The 16,778-nt window shown below is 46.0% G+C and carries 16 protein-coding genes; 10 read left to right on the forward strand and 6 right to left on the reverse strand.

Annotated features, from left to right (window positions below):
* Positions 1-116: 116 nt before the first annotated feature.
* From citM to nosA, 3 genes are all read left to right on the forward strand, one after another.
* The gene (gene citM, locus AU387_RS14600; RefSeq protein WP_059336015.1) at positions 117-1,418 is read left to right on the forward strand and encodes an Mg(2+)/citrate complex secondary transporter CitM; all 1,302 of its coding nucleotides are present in this window, start codon (positions 117-119) and stop codon (positions 1,416-1,418) included.
* Between the two features lie 55 nt (positions 1,419-1,473).
* On the forward strand, positions 1,474-2,268 hold the full coding sequence (locus AU387_RS14605; protein ID WP_059336016.1) for an MBL fold metallo-hydrolase: 795 nt from the start codon (positions 1,474-1,476) through the stop codon (positions 2,266-2,268).
* A gap of 121 nt (positions 2,269-2,389) precedes the next feature.
* The gene (nosA, locus tag AU387_RS14610) at positions 2,390-3,481 is read left to right on the forward strand and encodes a nitric oxide synthase (RefSeq protein WP_059336017.1); all 1,092 of its coding nucleotides are present in this window, start codon (positions 2,390-2,392) and stop codon (positions 3,479-3,481) included.
* On the opposite strand, the gene AU387_RS14615 is transcribed toward nosA, so the two are convergent.
* Positions 3,472-3,747, reverse strand: a complete 276-nt coding sequence (locus tag AU387_RS14615; protein ID WP_010333374.1) for an acylphosphatase — start codon at positions 3,745-3,747, stop codon at positions 3,472-3,474. The two genes, nosA and AU387_RS14615, sit on opposite strands and share 10 nt — an antisense overlap.
* A 67-nt stretch (positions 3,748-3,814) precedes the next feature.
* Here AU387_RS14615 and AU387_RS14620 point away from each other — a divergent pair, with 67 nt between their 5' ends.
* Positions 3,815-4,480 carry an MOSC domain-containing protein gene (locus AU387_RS14620; protein ID WP_044163607.1) on the forward strand — a complete coding sequence of 222 codons (666 nt, stop codon included), beginning with the start codon at positions 3,815-3,817 and terminating at the stop codon, positions 4,478-4,480.
* 37 nt (positions 4,481-4,517) lie between these two features.
* On the opposite strand, the gene AU387_RS20705 is transcribed toward AU387_RS14620, so the two are convergent.
* The 4 genes from AU387_RS20705 to map all read right to left on the reverse strand — a co-directional run bounded on the left by AU387_RS20705 (position 4,518) and on the right by map (position 6,211).
* Positions 4,518-4,655, reverse strand: a complete 138-nt coding sequence (locus AU387_RS20705; protein ID WP_010333376.1) for a YflJ family protein — start codon at positions 4,653-4,655, stop codon at positions 4,518-4,520.
* Between the two features lie 158 nt (positions 4,656-4,813).
* Positions 4,814-4,969 carry a hypothetical protein gene (locus AU387_RS20710; protein ID WP_010333377.1) on the reverse strand — a complete coding sequence of 52 codons (156 nt, stop codon included), beginning with the start codon at positions 4,967-4,969 and terminating at the stop codon, positions 4,814-4,816.
* A 104-nt stretch (positions 4,970-5,073) separates the two neighbouring features.
* The gene (locus AU387_RS14625) at positions 5,074-5,388 is read right to left on the reverse strand and encodes a DUF3243 domain-containing protein (RefSeq protein WP_059336018.1); all 315 of its coding nucleotides are present in this window, start codon (positions 5,386-5,388) and stop codon (positions 5,074-5,076) included.
* Between the two features lie 73 nt (positions 5,389-5,461).
* Entirely contained in the window at positions 5,462-6,211 is a 750-nt protein-coding gene (gene map, locus AU387_RS14630; RefSeq protein ID WP_059336019.1) for a type I methionyl aminopeptidase, read from the reverse strand.
* A gap of 169 nt (positions 6,212-6,380) precedes the next feature.
* On the opposite strand from map, the gene nagE reads away from it, so the two are divergent.
* Positions 6,381-7,739, forward strand: coding sequence for an N-acetylglucosamine-specific PTS transporter subunit IIBC (gene nagE / locus AU387_RS14635; RefSeq protein ID WP_024120573.1), 1,359 nt, complete (start codon positions 6,381-6,383; stop codon positions 7,737-7,739).
* A 34-nt stretch (positions 7,740-7,773) separates the two neighbouring features.
* Here nagE and ltaS read toward each other — a convergent pair whose 3' ends face one another.
* Positions 7,774-9,720, reverse strand: a complete 1,947-nt coding sequence (gene ltaS / locus AU387_RS14640) for a lipoteichoic acid synthase (RefSeq protein ID WP_059336020.1) — start codon at positions 9,718-9,720, stop codon at positions 7,774-7,776.
* Positions 9,721-9,975: 255 nt separating this feature from the next.
* On the opposite strand from ltaS, the gene AU387_RS14645 reads away from it, so the two are divergent.
* From AU387_RS14645 to treR, 5 genes are all read left to right on the forward strand, one after another.
* Positions 9,976-10,368 carry a DnaJ family domain-containing protein gene (locus tag AU387_RS14645; protein ID WP_059291655.1) on the forward strand — a complete coding sequence of 131 codons (393 nt, stop codon included), beginning with the start codon at positions 9,976-9,978 and terminating at the stop codon, positions 10,366-10,368.
* Positions 10,369-10,503: 135 nt separating this feature from the next.
* Positions 10,504-11,919: an alanine/glycine:cation symporter family protein gene (locus AU387_RS14650; protein ID WP_059336021.1), complete on the forward strand. Its 1,416-nt coding sequence runs from the start codon at positions 10,504-10,506 to the stop codon at positions 11,917-11,919.
* An 836-nt stretch (positions 11,920-12,755) separates the two neighbouring features.
* Positions 12,756-14,168: a PTS system trehalose-specific EIIBC component gene (gene treP, locus AU387_RS14655; RefSeq protein ID WP_059336022.1), complete on the forward strand. Its 1,413-nt coding sequence runs from the start codon at positions 12,756-12,758 to the stop codon at positions 14,166-14,168.
* 73 nt (positions 14,169-14,241) lie between these two features.
* Positions 14,242-15,930 (forward strand): alpha,alpha-phosphotrehalase, encoded by a 1,689-nt coding sequence (gene treC, locus AU387_RS14660; RefSeq protein ID WP_059336023.1) that lies wholly within the window; start codon positions 14,242-14,244, stop codon positions 15,928-15,930.
* Between the two features lie 20 nt (positions 15,931-15,950).
* Positions 15,951-16,667 (forward strand): trehalose operon repressor, encoded by a 717-nt coding sequence (gene treR / locus AU387_RS14665; protein ID WP_024120578.1) that lies wholly within the window; start codon positions 15,951-15,953, stop codon positions 16,665-16,667.
* Positions 16,668-16,778: the final 111 nt, after the last annotated feature.

The following is a 16,778-nucleotide window of genomic DNA, read 5'->3' on the forward strand; positions in this document are numbered from 1 at the left end:
AAAATACAAAAAAACCAAATTATTTACTTGAGACCGTTTTTCTCATACGATGACAAAAAGGCAAAAGGGGAATAGGGGATAAAATGTAAGCGGATTCATTTAAAGGGGGAATGAATGTGTTAGCAATCTTAGGATTTCTTATGATGCTTGTGTTTATGGTACTGATCATGACAAAACGGCTTTCTGTCCTGACGGCATTGGTTTTGACGCCGATTGTGTTTGCGCTGATAGCCGGTTTCAGGTTCACTGAAGTTGGCGATATGATGATCTCGGGGATTCAGCAGGTGGCGCCGACGGCTGTTATGATTATGTTTGCGATTTTATATTTTGGGATCATGATTGACACTGGGCTTTTTGATCCGATGGTTGCCAAAATATTAAATATGGTCAAAGGCGATCCGTTAAAAATCGTTGTCGGGACAGCGGTTCTTACGATGCTTGTTGCATTGGATGGAGACGGTTCAACAACCTATATGATTACAACAAGCGCGATGCTTCCGCTCTATTTGCTGCTCGGCATCCGGCCGATTATATTGGCGGGAATCGCCGGAGTCGGCATGGGGATTATGAATACGATTCCGTGGGGAGGCGCGACGCCGCGGGCGGCGAGCGCGCTCGGGGTTGATCCGGCTGAGCTGACCGGGCCGATGATCCCTGTGATCGCGAGCGGAATGCTTTGTATGGTCGCAGTTGCGTATGTGCTGGGTAAAGCGGAGCGCAAACGACTCGGCGTGATTGAGCTGAAACAGCCGGCTGATGTCAACGAACCGGCCGCTGCGGTTGAAGATGAGTGGAAACGGCCGAAGCTTTGGTGGTTCAATTTGTTGTTGACGCTTTCATTAATAGGCTTTTTAGTATCAGGCAAAATCAGTTTAACGGTGCTGTTTGTCATCGCATTCTGTATTGCACTCATTGTGAATTATCCGAACCTTGATCATCAGAGACAGCGTATTTCAGCACATTCAAGCAACGTGCTGGCCATTGGCTCCATGATCTTTGCAGCAGGCGTTTTTACGGGAATTTTAACAGGCACCAAAATGGTTGACGAAATGGCGATTTCGCTTGTGTCGATGATTCCTGAACAATTGGGCGGGTTAATCCCGGCGATTGTAGCATTAACTAGCGGCATTTTCACATTTCTCATGCCGAATGACGCGTATTTTTACGGAGTGCTGCCGATTTTATCAGAAACGGCTGTCGCATACGGTGTTGATAAAGTCGAAATTGCCAGAGCCTCAATTATCGGACAGCCGATTCATATGCTGAGTCCGCTTGTGCCATCTACACATTTGCTTGTCGGGCTTGTCGGGGTCTCCATTGACGATCATCAAAAATTCGCTTTGAAATGGGCGGTTCTCGCCGTGATTGTCATGACGGTTACCGCTTTATTGATCGGTGCCATTTCGATTTCTGCATGATAATTCAGGCGGAATGACATACACTAACGGCATACAACGTACCGGAGGTGTCTTCATGAGTGATCCTTATATGCCGCTGACTTCAGTCAGAAGCGGGACTGGGTTCGAGGCCGCAAAGGGTGTACATGGTCTGACCGTGCAAATTGCGAATGTCTATTTTATTCAGTATCCTTCTGAACCACGTTCATTTATTTTAATAGATGCCGGCATGCCTCAATCAGCCGGCATGATTTTAAACGAAGCAAAACAAAGATTCGGTGATGACTATCACTTGAAGGCCATTATTCTGACACACGGGCACTTTGATCATATCGGGGCCATTGAAGAGATCCTTGAGCATTGGGATGTTCCTGTTTATGTTCATTCGCGGGAAATGCCTTTTGTGACCGGAAAAGAGGATTATCCGCCGGCGCGCCCAGATAGCAAAAGCGGACTGGTTGCCAAGCTGTCGCCGCTGTTTCCGCGCCATTCGATCGATATTTCCTCTCATGTTCAAGCACTGCCTGAAGACGGCACTGTTCCGTTTTTGGACGAGTGGATCTGGATCGCAACACCGGGCCACACACCGGGCCATATTTCATTATTCCGCGAGGACGGCCGTGTGCTTGTCGCTGGCGATGCGGTGATTACAGTTGAACAGGAAAAAATGGCTGACGTCTTCATTCAAAAACAGGAGCTTCACGGCCCGCCGGCTTATTTCACACCTGACACTGAGATGGCCGCCGAGTCCATTCAAAGACTTGCCGAACGAGAACCGGAAGTGCTGCTGACCGGGCACGGCATCCCAATGACAGGCAGAAACTTTCGCAGTGATTTAATGGAATTGGCCCATCATTTATCATCCCTTTGACACTCGCAAACGCGGGTGTTTTTTTATTTGTTTTTCCAAGAAGATGCAGAAAAACCATTTGTCTTCCCGCTCAAAAACGATACAATGAGAAGCATGAATGCGATTTGGAGGAGAGAGTTTGTTGGAAGATAAAGAAATACTCTGGAACGAAGCGAAAGCGTTTATTGCCAATTGCTATCAGGAACTCGGAAAGGAGGATGAAGCGCAAGACCGCCTCGATGACATTAAAAGTGAGATTGACCGGACTGGAAGCTATGTACATACAAAGGAAGAGCTGGCGCACGGGGCGAAAATGGCTTGGAGAAACAGCAACCGCTGCATCGGCAGACTGTTCTGGAACTCGCTGAATGTCATTGACAGACGTGACGTCCGGACTAAAGAAGAAGTACGGGACGCTCTGTTTCATCACATTGAAACCGCCACAAATAACGGGAAAATCAGGCCGACCATTACGATTTTCCCTCCGGAAGAGAAGGGCGAAAAGCAAGTCGAGATCTGGAATCATCAGCTGATCCGGTACGCGGGATATGAATCCGACGGAGAAAGAATCGGCGATCCTGCTTCCCGTTCTCTCACCGCAGCCTGTGAGCAGCTCGGCTGGCGCGGAGAGCGGACCGATTTTGATCTTCTTCCCCTTATTTTTCGCATGAAGGGTGACAAGCTGCCGGTCTGGTATGAGCTGCCCCGCTCACTGGTGATAGAAGTTCCGCTGACCCACCCGGAATTCGAAGCGTTTTCTGACTTGAAGCTGCAATGGTACGGCGTGCCGATTATTGCGGATATGAGGCTTGAGATCGGGGGCGTTCATTATAATGCCGCACCGTTTAACGGCTGGTATATGGGGACGGAGATCGGAGCAAGAAACCTGGCAGATGTGAAGCGGTATGACATGCTGAAAAAAGTGGCGTCCGTGATCGGCATCGCTGCTGATTACAATACAGATTTATGGAAGGATCAGGCGCTTGTTGAATTGAATAAAGCTGTCTTGCACTCGTATAAAAAGCACGGCGTCAGCATCGTCGATCATCACACGGCTGCAAGCCAGTTTAAACGGTTTGAAGAACAGGAGGAAGAAGCGGGCAGAAAGCTGACGGGTGACTGGACGTGGCTGATACCGCCGATTTCACCCGCCTCCACACATATTTTTCACCGGTCTTATGACAATTCAATCGTCAAGCCGAATTACTTTTATCAGGATAAGCCTTACGAATAGACAATTGAAAACCGGTGATGGCCTTCAAGGCTGCTGGATTCAGTGACAGAGATGCCGGTAACTTTTGAAAAGGGGCTGCCTTTCTTCACGGCCTCAAGAAATGATTGCAAGGCGTTTTCCGGCCCTTCGGCCAAAATCTCGACACGCCCGTCATCACGGTTTTTGACCCAGCCGGTGAGTTTATGCTTATCGGCTTCCGCTTGAACAAAGTAGCGGAAACCGACACCTTGAACCCGGCCGTCTGCAACGATTCGATATTGAAGCATGTAAAAAACCACCTTTTCTTTTTATGATAATCAATCATTTTATATCCTGTAAAGGAGATGTGTTCATATGACATCAGCGCATTATTCCATTCTTTCTCTTAATCTGGGAAAGCCGCAGACGCTTGAATATGACGGAAAGAAAATAGAGACCGGCATTATGAAGCGGCCGGCAGATTCCGCAGTGATGCTGTATCGGGAGAATTTTGAGGGAGACGGACAAGCGGATCTCGTCAATCATGGCGGCCCTGATAAGGCTGTCTGTGTCTATCCGGCGGAGCACTATCCGTTTTGGGCCGAGTTTCTCTCAAGACCGCTCCCGAGCGCCGCGTTTGGTGAAAATCTCACGGTGCAAGGCCTGACTGAGGAGGACGTTTGCATAGGCGATGTCTTTCAGCTCGATGATGCCGTGGTTCAGGTCAGCCAGCCGCGTCAGCCGTGTATAAAGCTTGCCAAAAAGTTCGGTGCAAAGGATATGGTGCTGAAAGTTCAGCAAACCGGATATACGGGATTTTATTTTCGCGTGCTGGAAGAGGGCAGGGTTGCTCCGGGCGCCAAGCTCGACCTGCTGTCCAGAGGCGAAAAAGGCATATCCGTCCAATTCGCAAACCATATCAAATACCATGACACAAAAAATCTCGCAGCCATTGAACGGATTTTAAGTGAAGAAGCATTGTCGGAAAGCTGGAGATCTTCCTTTATCAAAAAACGGGACAGGCTGCTTCCGATTCAATAAAAAAGCCGCGCATCTAAACGTGCGCGGCTTTACCATGTCAGGATTGTTTTTTCTTTGTTTCAAGCAGGTTGGCAAGAAAATAGGTTTTATAGCTTTGAAGCTTTCTTCCTTCATATTTCGTGATACCCTGCTTTTTTAATTCTGCCACATACCAGCCTTTACTGCCGTAATGCATGTCAGAAAACTCCTTTCCCTATCTGATTGACCAAACGATTGGCATTGTAACATCTATCAAAAGATGCTGAAAAGAGATGCGGGAAAAACTGAGTCTTTCGCACTAGTGATGCGAACTTTCTTCCTGTATGTATATGCGGAGTAAACGCTGAATATGCTTTAATGCCCGGTGAGTTTCAGCACGACAATGCCAAGTGTCATGATGCTGAACACAATACCGATATATGTAAGCATCCCGTTTTTTTTCTTCACGCCGAAAACGGTCATGATGATGCCTTCAATGAAAAAGACGATTCCAAAAATAATAAACCACATGCGGACAATGGCTCCTTTCACAGACATTAATCCTAGTGTAGCATATCTGGATGGGTCGGGCTGTGACAATATAAAGAAGCCGGGCATACGCCCGGCTTAGGTATTTATTGTTTCTCAACCAATTTGACTAACAGCTGTGCCAAATGTTTTTTCTCACCATCATCCGCAACGCTCCAAAGTTCCTGAAGCAGCATTTCTTCGCCGTTTTGCGGCTCTTCATGTTTCGCGAGATAGTCTCCCAGGATCGCAGCGCTTTTGACAAGCTTGCCGTCATCTAATCCTATTTTTTTGCCCCGGTTAACTTGTTTTTTCAGGTAGTCTTTAAATTCTTCAAAGTCTTTTAACATTTCTTCTTTTATTGTTCCGTGCATTGCATTCATTTCATTTTCAATTTGGATTTTTTCTTGATCTCTGTTCATTACAGTGCCTCCTCCTGCAGAATAGTGATGCTTTACCTGTAATAGGAGGAGGTTAAACATACGAAATGTGTTTTTACAGCTGTGTCAGGATAATCGGCTCGTCTTTGGTAATGACGATGGTGTGCTCAACTTGGGCGACCATGCTTTTATCCGGCGTCTTAAAGGTCCAGCCGTCTCCAGCTTCGACGATGGTTTCCGATTTTGTTGAAATGAATGGTTCAAGTGCGATCACTGTGCCGTTTTTGAAGAGCGCGTTATCAAATGGATCATAATAGTTCATGATGTGGTTCGGCGCTTCGTGAAGGCTTCTGCCGATTCCGTGGCCAGTCAGGGTTTTAATGACGGTAAATCCTTTAGAACGTGCTTCATGATAAACGGCTCTCCCGATCTGATTTTGGCGCTTGCCGGCTTTTGCCTGCTGCAGCCCTTTTTGGAAGGCATCCTCTGCGCATTGGCATAGCTTGTGAAGTCGTTCTTCTCCTTCACCGAGCACAAACGAGATGCCTGTATCGGAGTAGAAACCGCCGAATTCAGCAGAGATATCAATGTTCACAAGATCTCCGGCTTTTAAAATAGTGGATGTGCTTGGAATACCATGCGCCACTTCATCATTTACGCTGATGCATGTAACACCAGGAAAGTCGTATTCTTTTTGCGGAGCCGAAACAGCGCCGTGCTCGTCAAGCACCGCTTTTCCGATAAGGTCAAGGTCTTTTGTACTCATGCCGGGCTCTGCTTTCCGTTTCATTTCTTCACGCGCCAGCGCTACAATTCTGCCGATTTTTTTCAGGCCTTCTAATTCTTGATCGTTTGTTACAATCATCTGTCATTCCCGCTTTCTTTTTAAATAATCTAGTTTAAGCTTACCACAATTGGCTCTAGAATAGGAAACACACGAACCTGGGAAAAAAGAAATATGCCGGGAAAATTGGTATAGATCACTAGATATCTTGTATGGTATATTTTTAAAAAAGGGTAAGAGGGGGATGGGTATGCTTTCATTTTTACAAAAGCTTGGAAAGTCATTTATGCTCCCGATTGCGGTTTTGCCTGCAGTCGGGATTATCCTTGCACTTGGCAGGGAGGATTTATTCGATATCCCGTTTGTTTATCAAGCGGGAACTGCTGTTTTTGATCACCTGCCGCTTATATTTGCGATTGGGATTGCCATCGGCATTTCAAAGGACAGCAATGGGGCCGCGGGTTTATCAGGGGCGATTTCGTATCTGATGCTCGACGCGGCAACAAAATCAATTAATGAAGCAAACAACATGGCGGTATTTGGGGGAATTATTGCCGGTTTAATTGCGGGTTACACCTATAACCGCTTCAAGGATACAAAACTGCCGGAATATCTCGGGTTCTTCAGCGGCAGACGGCTTGTGCCGATTGTCACCGCTATTTTCACAATCATTTTAGCAGGAATATTCGGGTCGATATGGCCGCCGATTCAATCGGGAATTAACGCGTTTGGGGAGTGGATGCTTGGGCTTGGCGGAATCGGCGCGGGCATATTCGGCTTATTCAACAGGTTGTTAATTCCGCTCGGTCTTCACCACGTGCTGAATAATATTTTTTGGTTCCAATTCGGCGAATATAATGGAGTGACAGGAGATTTGGCGCGCTTTTTCGCTAAAGACCCGACAGCGGGCACATACATGACGGGGTTCTTCCCGATTATGATGTTCGGTCTTCCGGCGGCATGTCTGGCAATGATTGTGACTGCCAAGCCGTCAAAACGAAAAGCAACGGCCGGAATGATGATCGGGTTTGCGTTGACTGCGTTTATCACAGGGATAACCGAGCCAATTGAGTTTGCATTTATGTTTTTATCTCCGCTGTTATACGCTGTGCATGCAGTCTTAACCGGACTGTCGCTATTCATCGTTAATTTGCTCGGCATACGCTCTGGATTTTCTTTTTCAGCCGGTGCGATCGATTATCTTTTGAGCTACGGAATTGCAGAAAAGCCGCTGCTGTTGCTTCTGGTAGGTATATGCTATGCGGCTGTATACTTTGTCGTGTTTTACGTCTTAATTAAGACGTTGAATTTGAAAACGCCGGGACGTGAGGATGATGATTTGGATGAAGTGCTGGACGAGAACACAGCACAGTCTGTCAATGAAAACATCATGCTGAAGGGGCTTGGCGGAAAAGAAAACCTGCAGACGATTGATCACTGTGCGACAAGGCTGAGACTGACAGTGAAAGATACGTCTTTAGTAAATGAAGCGTTATTAAAGAAAGCAGGCGCAAAAGGAGTCGTCAAATCGGGCGGGCAATCAGTACAAGTCATTATTGGCCCGAATGTAGAGTTTGCGGCAGAGGAATTACGTGCTGCAGTGAAATAAAAAAAGCAGAGAGGCTGGCCTCTCTGCTTTTTTCTTATTTATCTTCGTCTTCTGTTGACGTCTCTGAATCCTCGCCGTGTTTTGTGTAATCATAATCGGAAGGGTTCACCTTTGTAAAACCTTTCGGGCTGTAGAAACGCAGCAGGTCTCCGTTTATGATTTTATCGGACATTTCGAGTTCCTTCTTGACGAGTGAGTCTTCTGACTTGTCGATCTCAGATTCATCAAGCTGTTTACCGGTTTTTGTGTCATAGTACTTGCCGGATATTTTCGTGTACTTCGGTGATATAAAGTCTCCGTTACGGAACGGAATCACTTCACGGTGTTCTTTAGATAAAATATCAGAACCGGACATCAGGTAGTCTTTCGTATCCACCCCGAGCAAATGCAGAAGGGTTGGAGCCACATCGACGTCTCCGGCATATTTATGAATTTTTTCGCCCTTCACGCCGGCAGCGTGGATAAAGAGCGGCACTCGCTGAAGCTGGGCGTTGTCATAATCGGTAATTTCGTCTTTGCCAAGCACTTTGGCCATCGCGTTATTGTGGTTTTCAGAGATGCCGTAGTGGTCTCCGTACATCACGATAACCGATTTATCATATAACCCGTCTTTTTTCAGGTCATTGAAAAATTGTTCAATGGACTGATCAAGGTAATGGGCTGACTGGAAGTAGTTGTTGACGACAGAGTCGCCAAAGTCTCCAGCCGGGAAGTCAGTATCCCCCTCATCCATTCCGAATGGGAAGTGGTTAGACAGGGTAATGAACTTCGTATAGAACGGCTGCGGCAAGCTTTCTAACAGCGGCATTGATTCTTTAAAGAACGGTTTATCTTTCATGCCGTAGTTTTTCGTGTTTTCTTCGTTCATGTCATAGTAAGCAGAGTCGAAGAATTTATCGATGCCTTCCGCTTTGTACATTTCGTTTCGGTTCCAGAACGTCTGCGTATTCCCGTGGAACGTCGCAGATGTGTAATCTTTAGACTTCAAAATCGCCGGAACGGATTGAAGCGTGTTTTGCGCTTTGTTCACGAAAACGGAACCCTGAGCCAGCGGGTACAGAGAGTTTTCCATCATAAATTCTGCATCCGATGTTTTACCTTGTCCTGTTTGGTGGAAAAAGTTATCAAAGTAGAACGTTTCGTTATCGTGCGCCAGTTTATTTAAGAACGGTGTCACTTCTTTGCCATCAATTTTATAGTCGATGATAAAGGACTGTAAAGATTCAAGTGAAACGTAAATGACGTTTTTTCCTTCCGCTTTGCCGAAATACACATTGTTCGGCACATCGTAATTGGCTTTCATGTAGTTCTCAACTTCCGTTACGTCGCTTGAATCGGCAAGTGCGCGCTGGCTGTTGGATTTGACATTCTGCACAGCGTCATAAATCGTGAAATTGTATGTTCCTAAATATTTGACAAGATAGTTTCGGTCAAATGATCTCGTCAGCAATTCAGGACGGTCTGACTCCGCAACTGCCAGGTTGATTAAGAAAACGAGAATCGAAGACGCAAGAACGATTCGGAATGATTTTTTGTTAGACGTATCGGCAGGCTTGTTCACTTTAATCGCTAAGATAATCAGAATGATCGTATCGATAAAGTAAAAGGCGTCAGTCGGTCTCATCAGCGAAAATGCGCTGTCACCGAGTTGGCCGCCGTTTGTTTTAGCCTGCATAATGACCGGAATCGTAATAAAATCATTGAAGAATCGGTAATACACAATGTTTGCGTACAGTAAAAAAGACATTAAAAAATGAATCACTATGATGGCTGTCTGCTGTAATTTTTTCTTGAACAAAAGTCCAAATCCAAGAAAGAATAAGCTTGAGCTGAGCGGATTCACAAAAAGCAATATTTTCTGGATCGTGTTGTCTATTCCTAAATTGAAGTTCAGGACATAACCGACATACGTCTTTACCCATAACAGGACGACCGCAATTAAGAAGAAGGCCAGTCCTCTTTCTTTTATAAATGTTTTCATTGTTACACTCCTTTTTTCCGATCACAGTTCGAGCGAAACGATAGAAAAAACGAACGTATCCAATATAACACGAATCAGCGGATTAGAAAAGTGAAAATCGTCCGATGGAAAAAGTGGCGAAAAACGCCGTCGAATCAACGTTTTCTTAGGAATTTGCCAGATGTAAAAGTAGGTTTATTACTGTAAATAAAGGAATAATATGGTTTGTGATAGCTGTATGATAAAATATATTCATTAATGAAAAGAGGTGGGACGATGGATTATTCTCATATTGTGTCTGAAGATAAGATTAAACGCGCCATCAAAGACGGAGAATTTGACAACCTGCCGGGAATGGGAAAACCGCTGCCAAAGGATGATGCGGCCCACTTGCCGGAATCCCTGCGGATGGGATACCGAATGTTAAAAAATGCAGGGATGGCTGAGGATGAGGGTGCACTGAAAAAAGAGCTTATGACCCTCAACCATTTAATCTCCAAGTGCTATGACGAAAAGGAACGTGAGCAATTAGTAAGAAAAAAATCAGAGAAGCAGCTGATGCTCGATAAGCTTGCCGACAAAAAAGGCATGTTTTCCAAACCAGCGTCATCGTTTTATAAGAATCAAGTATATGAGCGGCTGGGGCGAAACAGACCTTCTTCCACTTAGTTTTCCTTGTCAGGCGATGTTTTTTAGCCGTACAGCTTCCTTTATTCCTCAATTTGACTTAGTTCTGTCTGCCCTAAAAGGTTTATGTTTTTCCATCTGTGGGGAATTGACCCATAAACGGGAAAGGGTGATGGGATGGAACAACTATTAGAATGGGTAGAGCGTATATCTGATTGGCTGTGGGGGCCGCCGCTAATTATCTTACTGACGGGGACGGGATTGTACTTCACCATTTTGCTGAAGTTTTTTCAATTTCGCTATCCATTATACATTTTAAAGCAGACGATCGGCAGCGTAGGAAAAAAGCCGAAGGGAGAGGGGACAGTTACGCCTCTTCAGGCATTGACATCAGCCCTCAGTTCGACGATTGGGGCGGCGAACATTGTCGGAGTGCCTGCGGCTATCATGTTTGGCGGTCCCGGGGCTGTTTTTTGGATGTGGCTGGTTGCCTTATTTGCTATGGCAATTAAGTTTTCAGAAAGTGTGCTTGCGGTTCATTACAGAGAAAAAAATGAGCAGGGTGAATTTGTCGGGGGACCGATGTATTACATAACAAAAGGGCTGCGCATGAAATGGCTCGGCGTGTTTTTTTCTGTTGCACTGATCGTAGAGCTGATTCCAAGCATAATGGTTCAGGGGAATTCAGTTTCAGTCTCTCTTGCCGAAACGTTTTCTTTCAATAAAATATACGCCGGAATCGGCATCGCGTTTTTGATTGCTTTAGTTGTAATTGGCGGGGTTAAGCGGATCGGAAAAGTAACAGAGTTTGTCGTGCCTCTCATGGCAGGGGCATACGCGGGAGCCGGTCTCCTGATTGTTCTTATGAATCTTTCATCTGTTCCGGCGTTTTTCTCTCTGATATTTTCGAATGCGTTTACTTCTTCTTCGGCAGCAGGAGGATTTGCAGGCGCTGCCTTGGCTGAAACCATCCGCTGGGGGTTTGCCCGCGGCCTGTATTCTAATGAAGCCGGGATGGGAACCGCCCCGATTGCACATGCGGCGGCAATGACTGACCACCCCGTAAGACAAGGCTTCTGGTCTGTGATCGGCATTGTCATTGACACCTTGATCATCTGCACCACCACGGCATTTGTCGTCCTTGCATCCGGTGTCTGGACAGGAAAGAACGCCTCAAGTGACCCAGCAGCACTGACTACGGCTGCATTTCAGCATTATTTCGGATCTGGCGGAGGGTACTTCGTTTCGATTTCTCTCGTCTTTTTTGTTGTCTCGACCATTATGGTTGTCATCTTTTACGGCGTAAAACAAGCTGAATTTCTATTCGGACGGCTGTCGGGACATGTTATTAAATTCGTTTATTTAGCGGCTATTATCATAGGTGCCGCCGGCGGAGCAAAAGCCATCTGGGGCTTTCTGGACTTAGCGTTAGTTTTCATTCTCGTTCCGAATGTGATTGCGCTGTTATTATTGAGCAAGAAGGTAAAAGCGCTGTATACCGAATTTTTCACATCTGAACAGTATTACCTGAAAGATAGAAGAAAAACGAAACAGAGTGCTGTTTGCCAGACAAAAGAAGCTGAAAACTCTTAGTGTTTTTGGAACTTAACCTCGTCTTACTCTTGATAATCAATTAGGTGAACAAAGGCAGCAAGATCGCATCACCACGTTAATGAGCGGTTTGATTCTGTTAAGTCTATCTGTTTTGATTCTTTTTTCATCTTGTCAATGCCCTGCGTACCTGCCATTCCGTCCGATATAGGCTAAGACGATGTCGGTCTTGGTTCTCGGGCCGATTTTAAAAGCGATCGTTTAAGCTGAAGTGATTGACGCGAAAGCGCACAAAAGCACTATTGACTCTGAGGCTTTCTGTAAAGCCTTCTGATGGACTCGGTGATCGGTTCTTCAATGACTCTCCTTTGGCCGCCTTTTATTTTTACAATCAGGCATTTTGCCGTTTACAAAATAATAGATCTAAACTCGTCTCAGCCAATACGCTGGAAATAGACAGCATATCGGCTGAGATTCCTCGTTTTCCTTATTTCATCCCTCAGATGCCGCAAAAAAAGACGGAGGACGTGAACCTGAATAGATTCAGATTTTACGATTCCTTCGATATATACAATAGATCCGCATACACATTTCCGAAGTCCAACTTTGTAAACACAAATCTGAGCAGCCTTCTGTTAAAAAGGTCAGAGTTTTCCTTGTGAGGGGAGAAATCGGCCTTTCCTTCTTGTCTTCGAGCTTACGCAGGAGCTGCAGGGCTTTCTCGTGTTTATTCTTTAGAGCAACCCTGCCTGTTTAAGATATTCTATGACTTTACGAATAGTATGAAAGCGCTATAAAAAGTTGTTGACTACATGTATATACAGGAATACAATATAAACATAAGTTGTATATACAAGTTATCAAACGGAGGGGTTGGCATGGGGGAACTGAACAGATCAGCACGGCAAATTGTTGAAGCAGTTGGCGGTGCTGAAAATATTGCAGCGGCAACTCATTGTGTAACACGTTTACGCTTCGCGTTAATAGATGAAAGCAAGGTTGACCAAGGGGTGCTGGATCAAATCGATGTTGTAAAGGGATCGTTTTCGACAAACGGGCAGTTTCAGGTTGTGATCGGCCAGGGAACAGTCAACAAAGTATATGCGGAACTGGTCAAGGAAACGGGGATTGGCGAGTCAACAAAGGATGATGTGAAGAAGGCCTCAGAAAAAAATATGAATCCTTTGCAGCGTGCTGTGAAAACGCTTGCAGATATCTTTATTCCGATTTTGCCGGCGATTGTCACGGCGGGTCTCTTAATGGGGATCAACAATATCTTAACGGCGCAGGGGATTTTCTTCAGTACAAAATCGATTGTGCAAGTGTACCCGCAGTGGGCGGATCTCGCCAATATGATCAATTTAATCGCAGGCACGGCCTTTACGTTCCTGCCAGCGCTGATCGGCTGGTCGGCGGTGAAACGGTTTGGCGGCAATCCGCTCCTCGGCATTGTGCTCGGCGTTATGCTCGTGCATCCTGATTTACTGAATGCGTGGGGGTATGGCGCTGCGGAACAAAGCGGAGAGATCCCTGTATGGAATCTTTTCGGCCTTGAGGTGCAGAAGGTCGGCTACCAGGGGCAGGTGCTCCCGATTTTGCTCGCTTCGTATTTGCTCGCCAAGATTGAATTGTTTTTGACGAAACGGACACCTGAGGGGATACAGCTTTTAGTCGTCGCGCCGATTACGCTGCTCGTGACAGGTTTTGCATCCTTTATCATTATCGGACCGGTCACATTTGCGATCGGGAATGTGTTAACTTCGGGGCTTATCTCGGTGTTCGGCTCATTTGCCGCGCTGGGCGGGCTGCTGTACGGCGGCTTATACTCGGCACTGGTGATTACCGGAATGCATCATACGTTTTTGGCAGTTGATCTGCAGCTGATCGGTTCTAAGCTCGGAGGCACTTTTTTATGGCCGATGCTGGCGCTGTCAAATATCGCTCAAGGGTCAGCGGCGCTGGCGATGATGTTTATCGTAAAGGATGAGAAACAAAAAGGCCTTTCCTTAACATCAGGCATTTCCGCTTATCTGGGCATTACAGAGCCTGCCATATTCGGGGTGAACCTTCGCTACAGATTTCCGTTTATCATTGCGATGATCAGCTCAGGGCTTGCCGGGATGTATATCTCATCTCAAGGCGTTTTGGCAAGCTCCGTCGGTGTTGGCGGCGTGCCCGGCATTTTCTCGATTATGAGCCAGTACTGGGGCGCATTCGCAATCGGGATGGCGATTGTCTTGATTGTTCCGTTTGCCGGAACATACGCTTATGCGCGACTGAAACGTAAATAACAAAGGGGAGCGGGACGTGTTTTTGACGGTCCCTTTTTCCCATTTTCATTAAAAAAGACGGTGGTGGAGACAGATGAAAACAGAACAAACACCATGGTGGAAAAAAGCCGTGGTTTATCAAATTTATCCGAAAAGCTTTAAAGATACGACGGGAAACGGCATTGGCGATTTGAATGGAGTGATTGAAAAGCTTGATTACTTAAAAACGCTTCAGGTGGATGTTCTTTGGCTAACGCCGATTTACGACTCGCCGCAGCATGATAATGGGTATGATATTCGGGATTACTACACGATTTATCAAGAGTATGGCACAATGGAAGATTTTGAACGCTTATTAGCTGAAGCGCACAAAAGAGGCTTAAAAGTCGTCATGGATCTTGTAGTCAATCATACGTCAACTGAGCACAAATGGTTTAGAGAGGCGATTTCTTCAAAAGACAGCCCATACCGTGATTTTTATATATGGAAAAACCCGAACGAAGACGGGACAGCCCCGACAAACTGGGAATCGAAATTCGGCGGCTCGGCATGGAAGCTTGACGAAGCCTCAGGCCAATATTATCTGCACCTGTTTGATGTCACACAGGCTGATTTGAATTGGGAAAATGAAGAGGTCAGAAAGCATGTCTATGAGATGATGCATTTTTGGTTTGAAAAAGGAATTGATGGCTTCAGGCTTGATGTCATTAATCTGATTTCAAAAGACCAGCGCTTTCCGAATGCGGAAAACGGCGATGATGGCCGTACCTTTTACACTGACGGGCCGCGGGTGCATGAATTTCTGCATGAAATGAACGAAAAGGTGTTTTCACATTATGACAGCATGACGGTCGGTGAGATGTCTTCTACATCGATTGACCATTGCATCCGATATACAAATCCCGGCAATGAAGAGCTTGATATGACGTTTAACTTCCATCATCTCAAGGTCGATTATCCAAACGGAGAAAAATGGGCCTTGGCTCCGTTCGATTTTCTGAAGCTGAAGGAGATCTTATCTGTATGGCAGACGGAGATGCAGGCGGGAGGGGGCTGGAACGCTTTGTTCTGGTGCAATCACGATCAGCCGCGCATTGTATCGAGATATGGAAATGACGGTCCATATCGGGTGAAATCAGCAAAAATGCTTGCGACTGCCATTCATATGATGCAGGGCACGCCTTATATTTATCAGGGTGAAGAGCTCGGCATGACCAATCCGAAGTTTACCGGCATCAGCTCCTATCGGGATGTCGAGTCGCTGAACATGTATCACGCCTTCAAGAAAAAAGGCATGGCGGAGAAAGAGATTTTAGCCATTTTACAGGAAAAATCCCGTGACAATTCCAGAACACCCGTCCAGTGGGATGATACGCCGAATGCCGGATTTACAACAGGCACGCCATGGATACCGGCCGCCGGAAATTACCGGGAGATCAATGCTGAGGCGGCACTGAAGGACAAACACTCGGTCTTTTATCACTACCGGAAGCTGATCCAGATCCGAAAAACCTATGACATTGTCACAGAGGGAACGTATGAATTGATCGCAAAGGATGATCCGAACGTTTTTGCGTATATGAGACATGGCGAAAATGAGAAGCTGCTCATCATCAATAATTTTTACGGGACGGAGGCAGCCTTTACACTGCCGGACACGCTGAAGCCCGGTGAGTGGAAGGCAGAGGTGCTTCTGACAAACGATGAAGAGAGAGAAGAACTGAAGAATATGACGCTCCGCCCGTATGAGTCCATTGTTTATCATTTAACAAAACCGTGCTAAACTAAGCTGGGTGGTCATAAATGAAGGTGAATAAATTTATCACAATCTATAAAGACATCGCACAGCAAATTGAAGACGGCCGATGGAAGGCGGAGGAGATTCTTCCGTCTGAACATGAATTGACCGCACAGTACGGCACATCAAGAGAAACGGTTCGAAAGGCGCTTCACATGCTGGCTCAAAATGGATATATCCAGAAAATCAGGGGGAAAGGCTCCGTGATTCTCAACCGTGAAAAAATGCAGTTTCCGGTCTCTGGGCTTGTCAGCTTCAAGGAACTGGCGCAAACTTTGGGAAAAGAAACGAAAACAGCCGTTCACAAATTCGGGCTGGTGCCCCCGTCAGATCTGATCCAAAAACAGCTTCGGGCACAGCCGGATGATGACATATGGGAAGTGATCAGGTCAAGAAAGATTGACGGGGAGCATGTCATTTTGGACAAGGACTACTTTTTCAGAAAGCATGTGCCTCACCTGACGAAAGAAATTTGCGAAAACTCCATTTATGAATATATTGAAGGAGAGCTTGGTCTTTCGATCAGTTATGCGCAGAAAGAAATTGTGGCCGAGCCGTGTACGGATGAGGACAGGGAATTGCTTGATTTACGAGGCTATGACCATATGGTGGTTGTGAGAAACTATGTCTTTTTAGAGGATACAAGTCTCTTTCAATATACGGAAAGCAGACACCGTCTGGACAAATTCAGGTTTGTCGATTTTGCGCGACGGGGAAAATAAAGAGCGCCTGCCTGCGGCAGAGCGCTTTTTTCTCTTGGTATCAAAATTGATACTATCATACAAAAATGTGCGTACTTTTACTTTTTGTGAGAATGGCTACAATAGAAGTGA

The organism is Bacillus halotolerans (genome assembly GCF_001517105.1).
Classification (GTDB): Bacteria; Bacillota; Bacilli; order Bacillales; family Bacillaceae; genus Bacillus; species Bacillus halotolerans.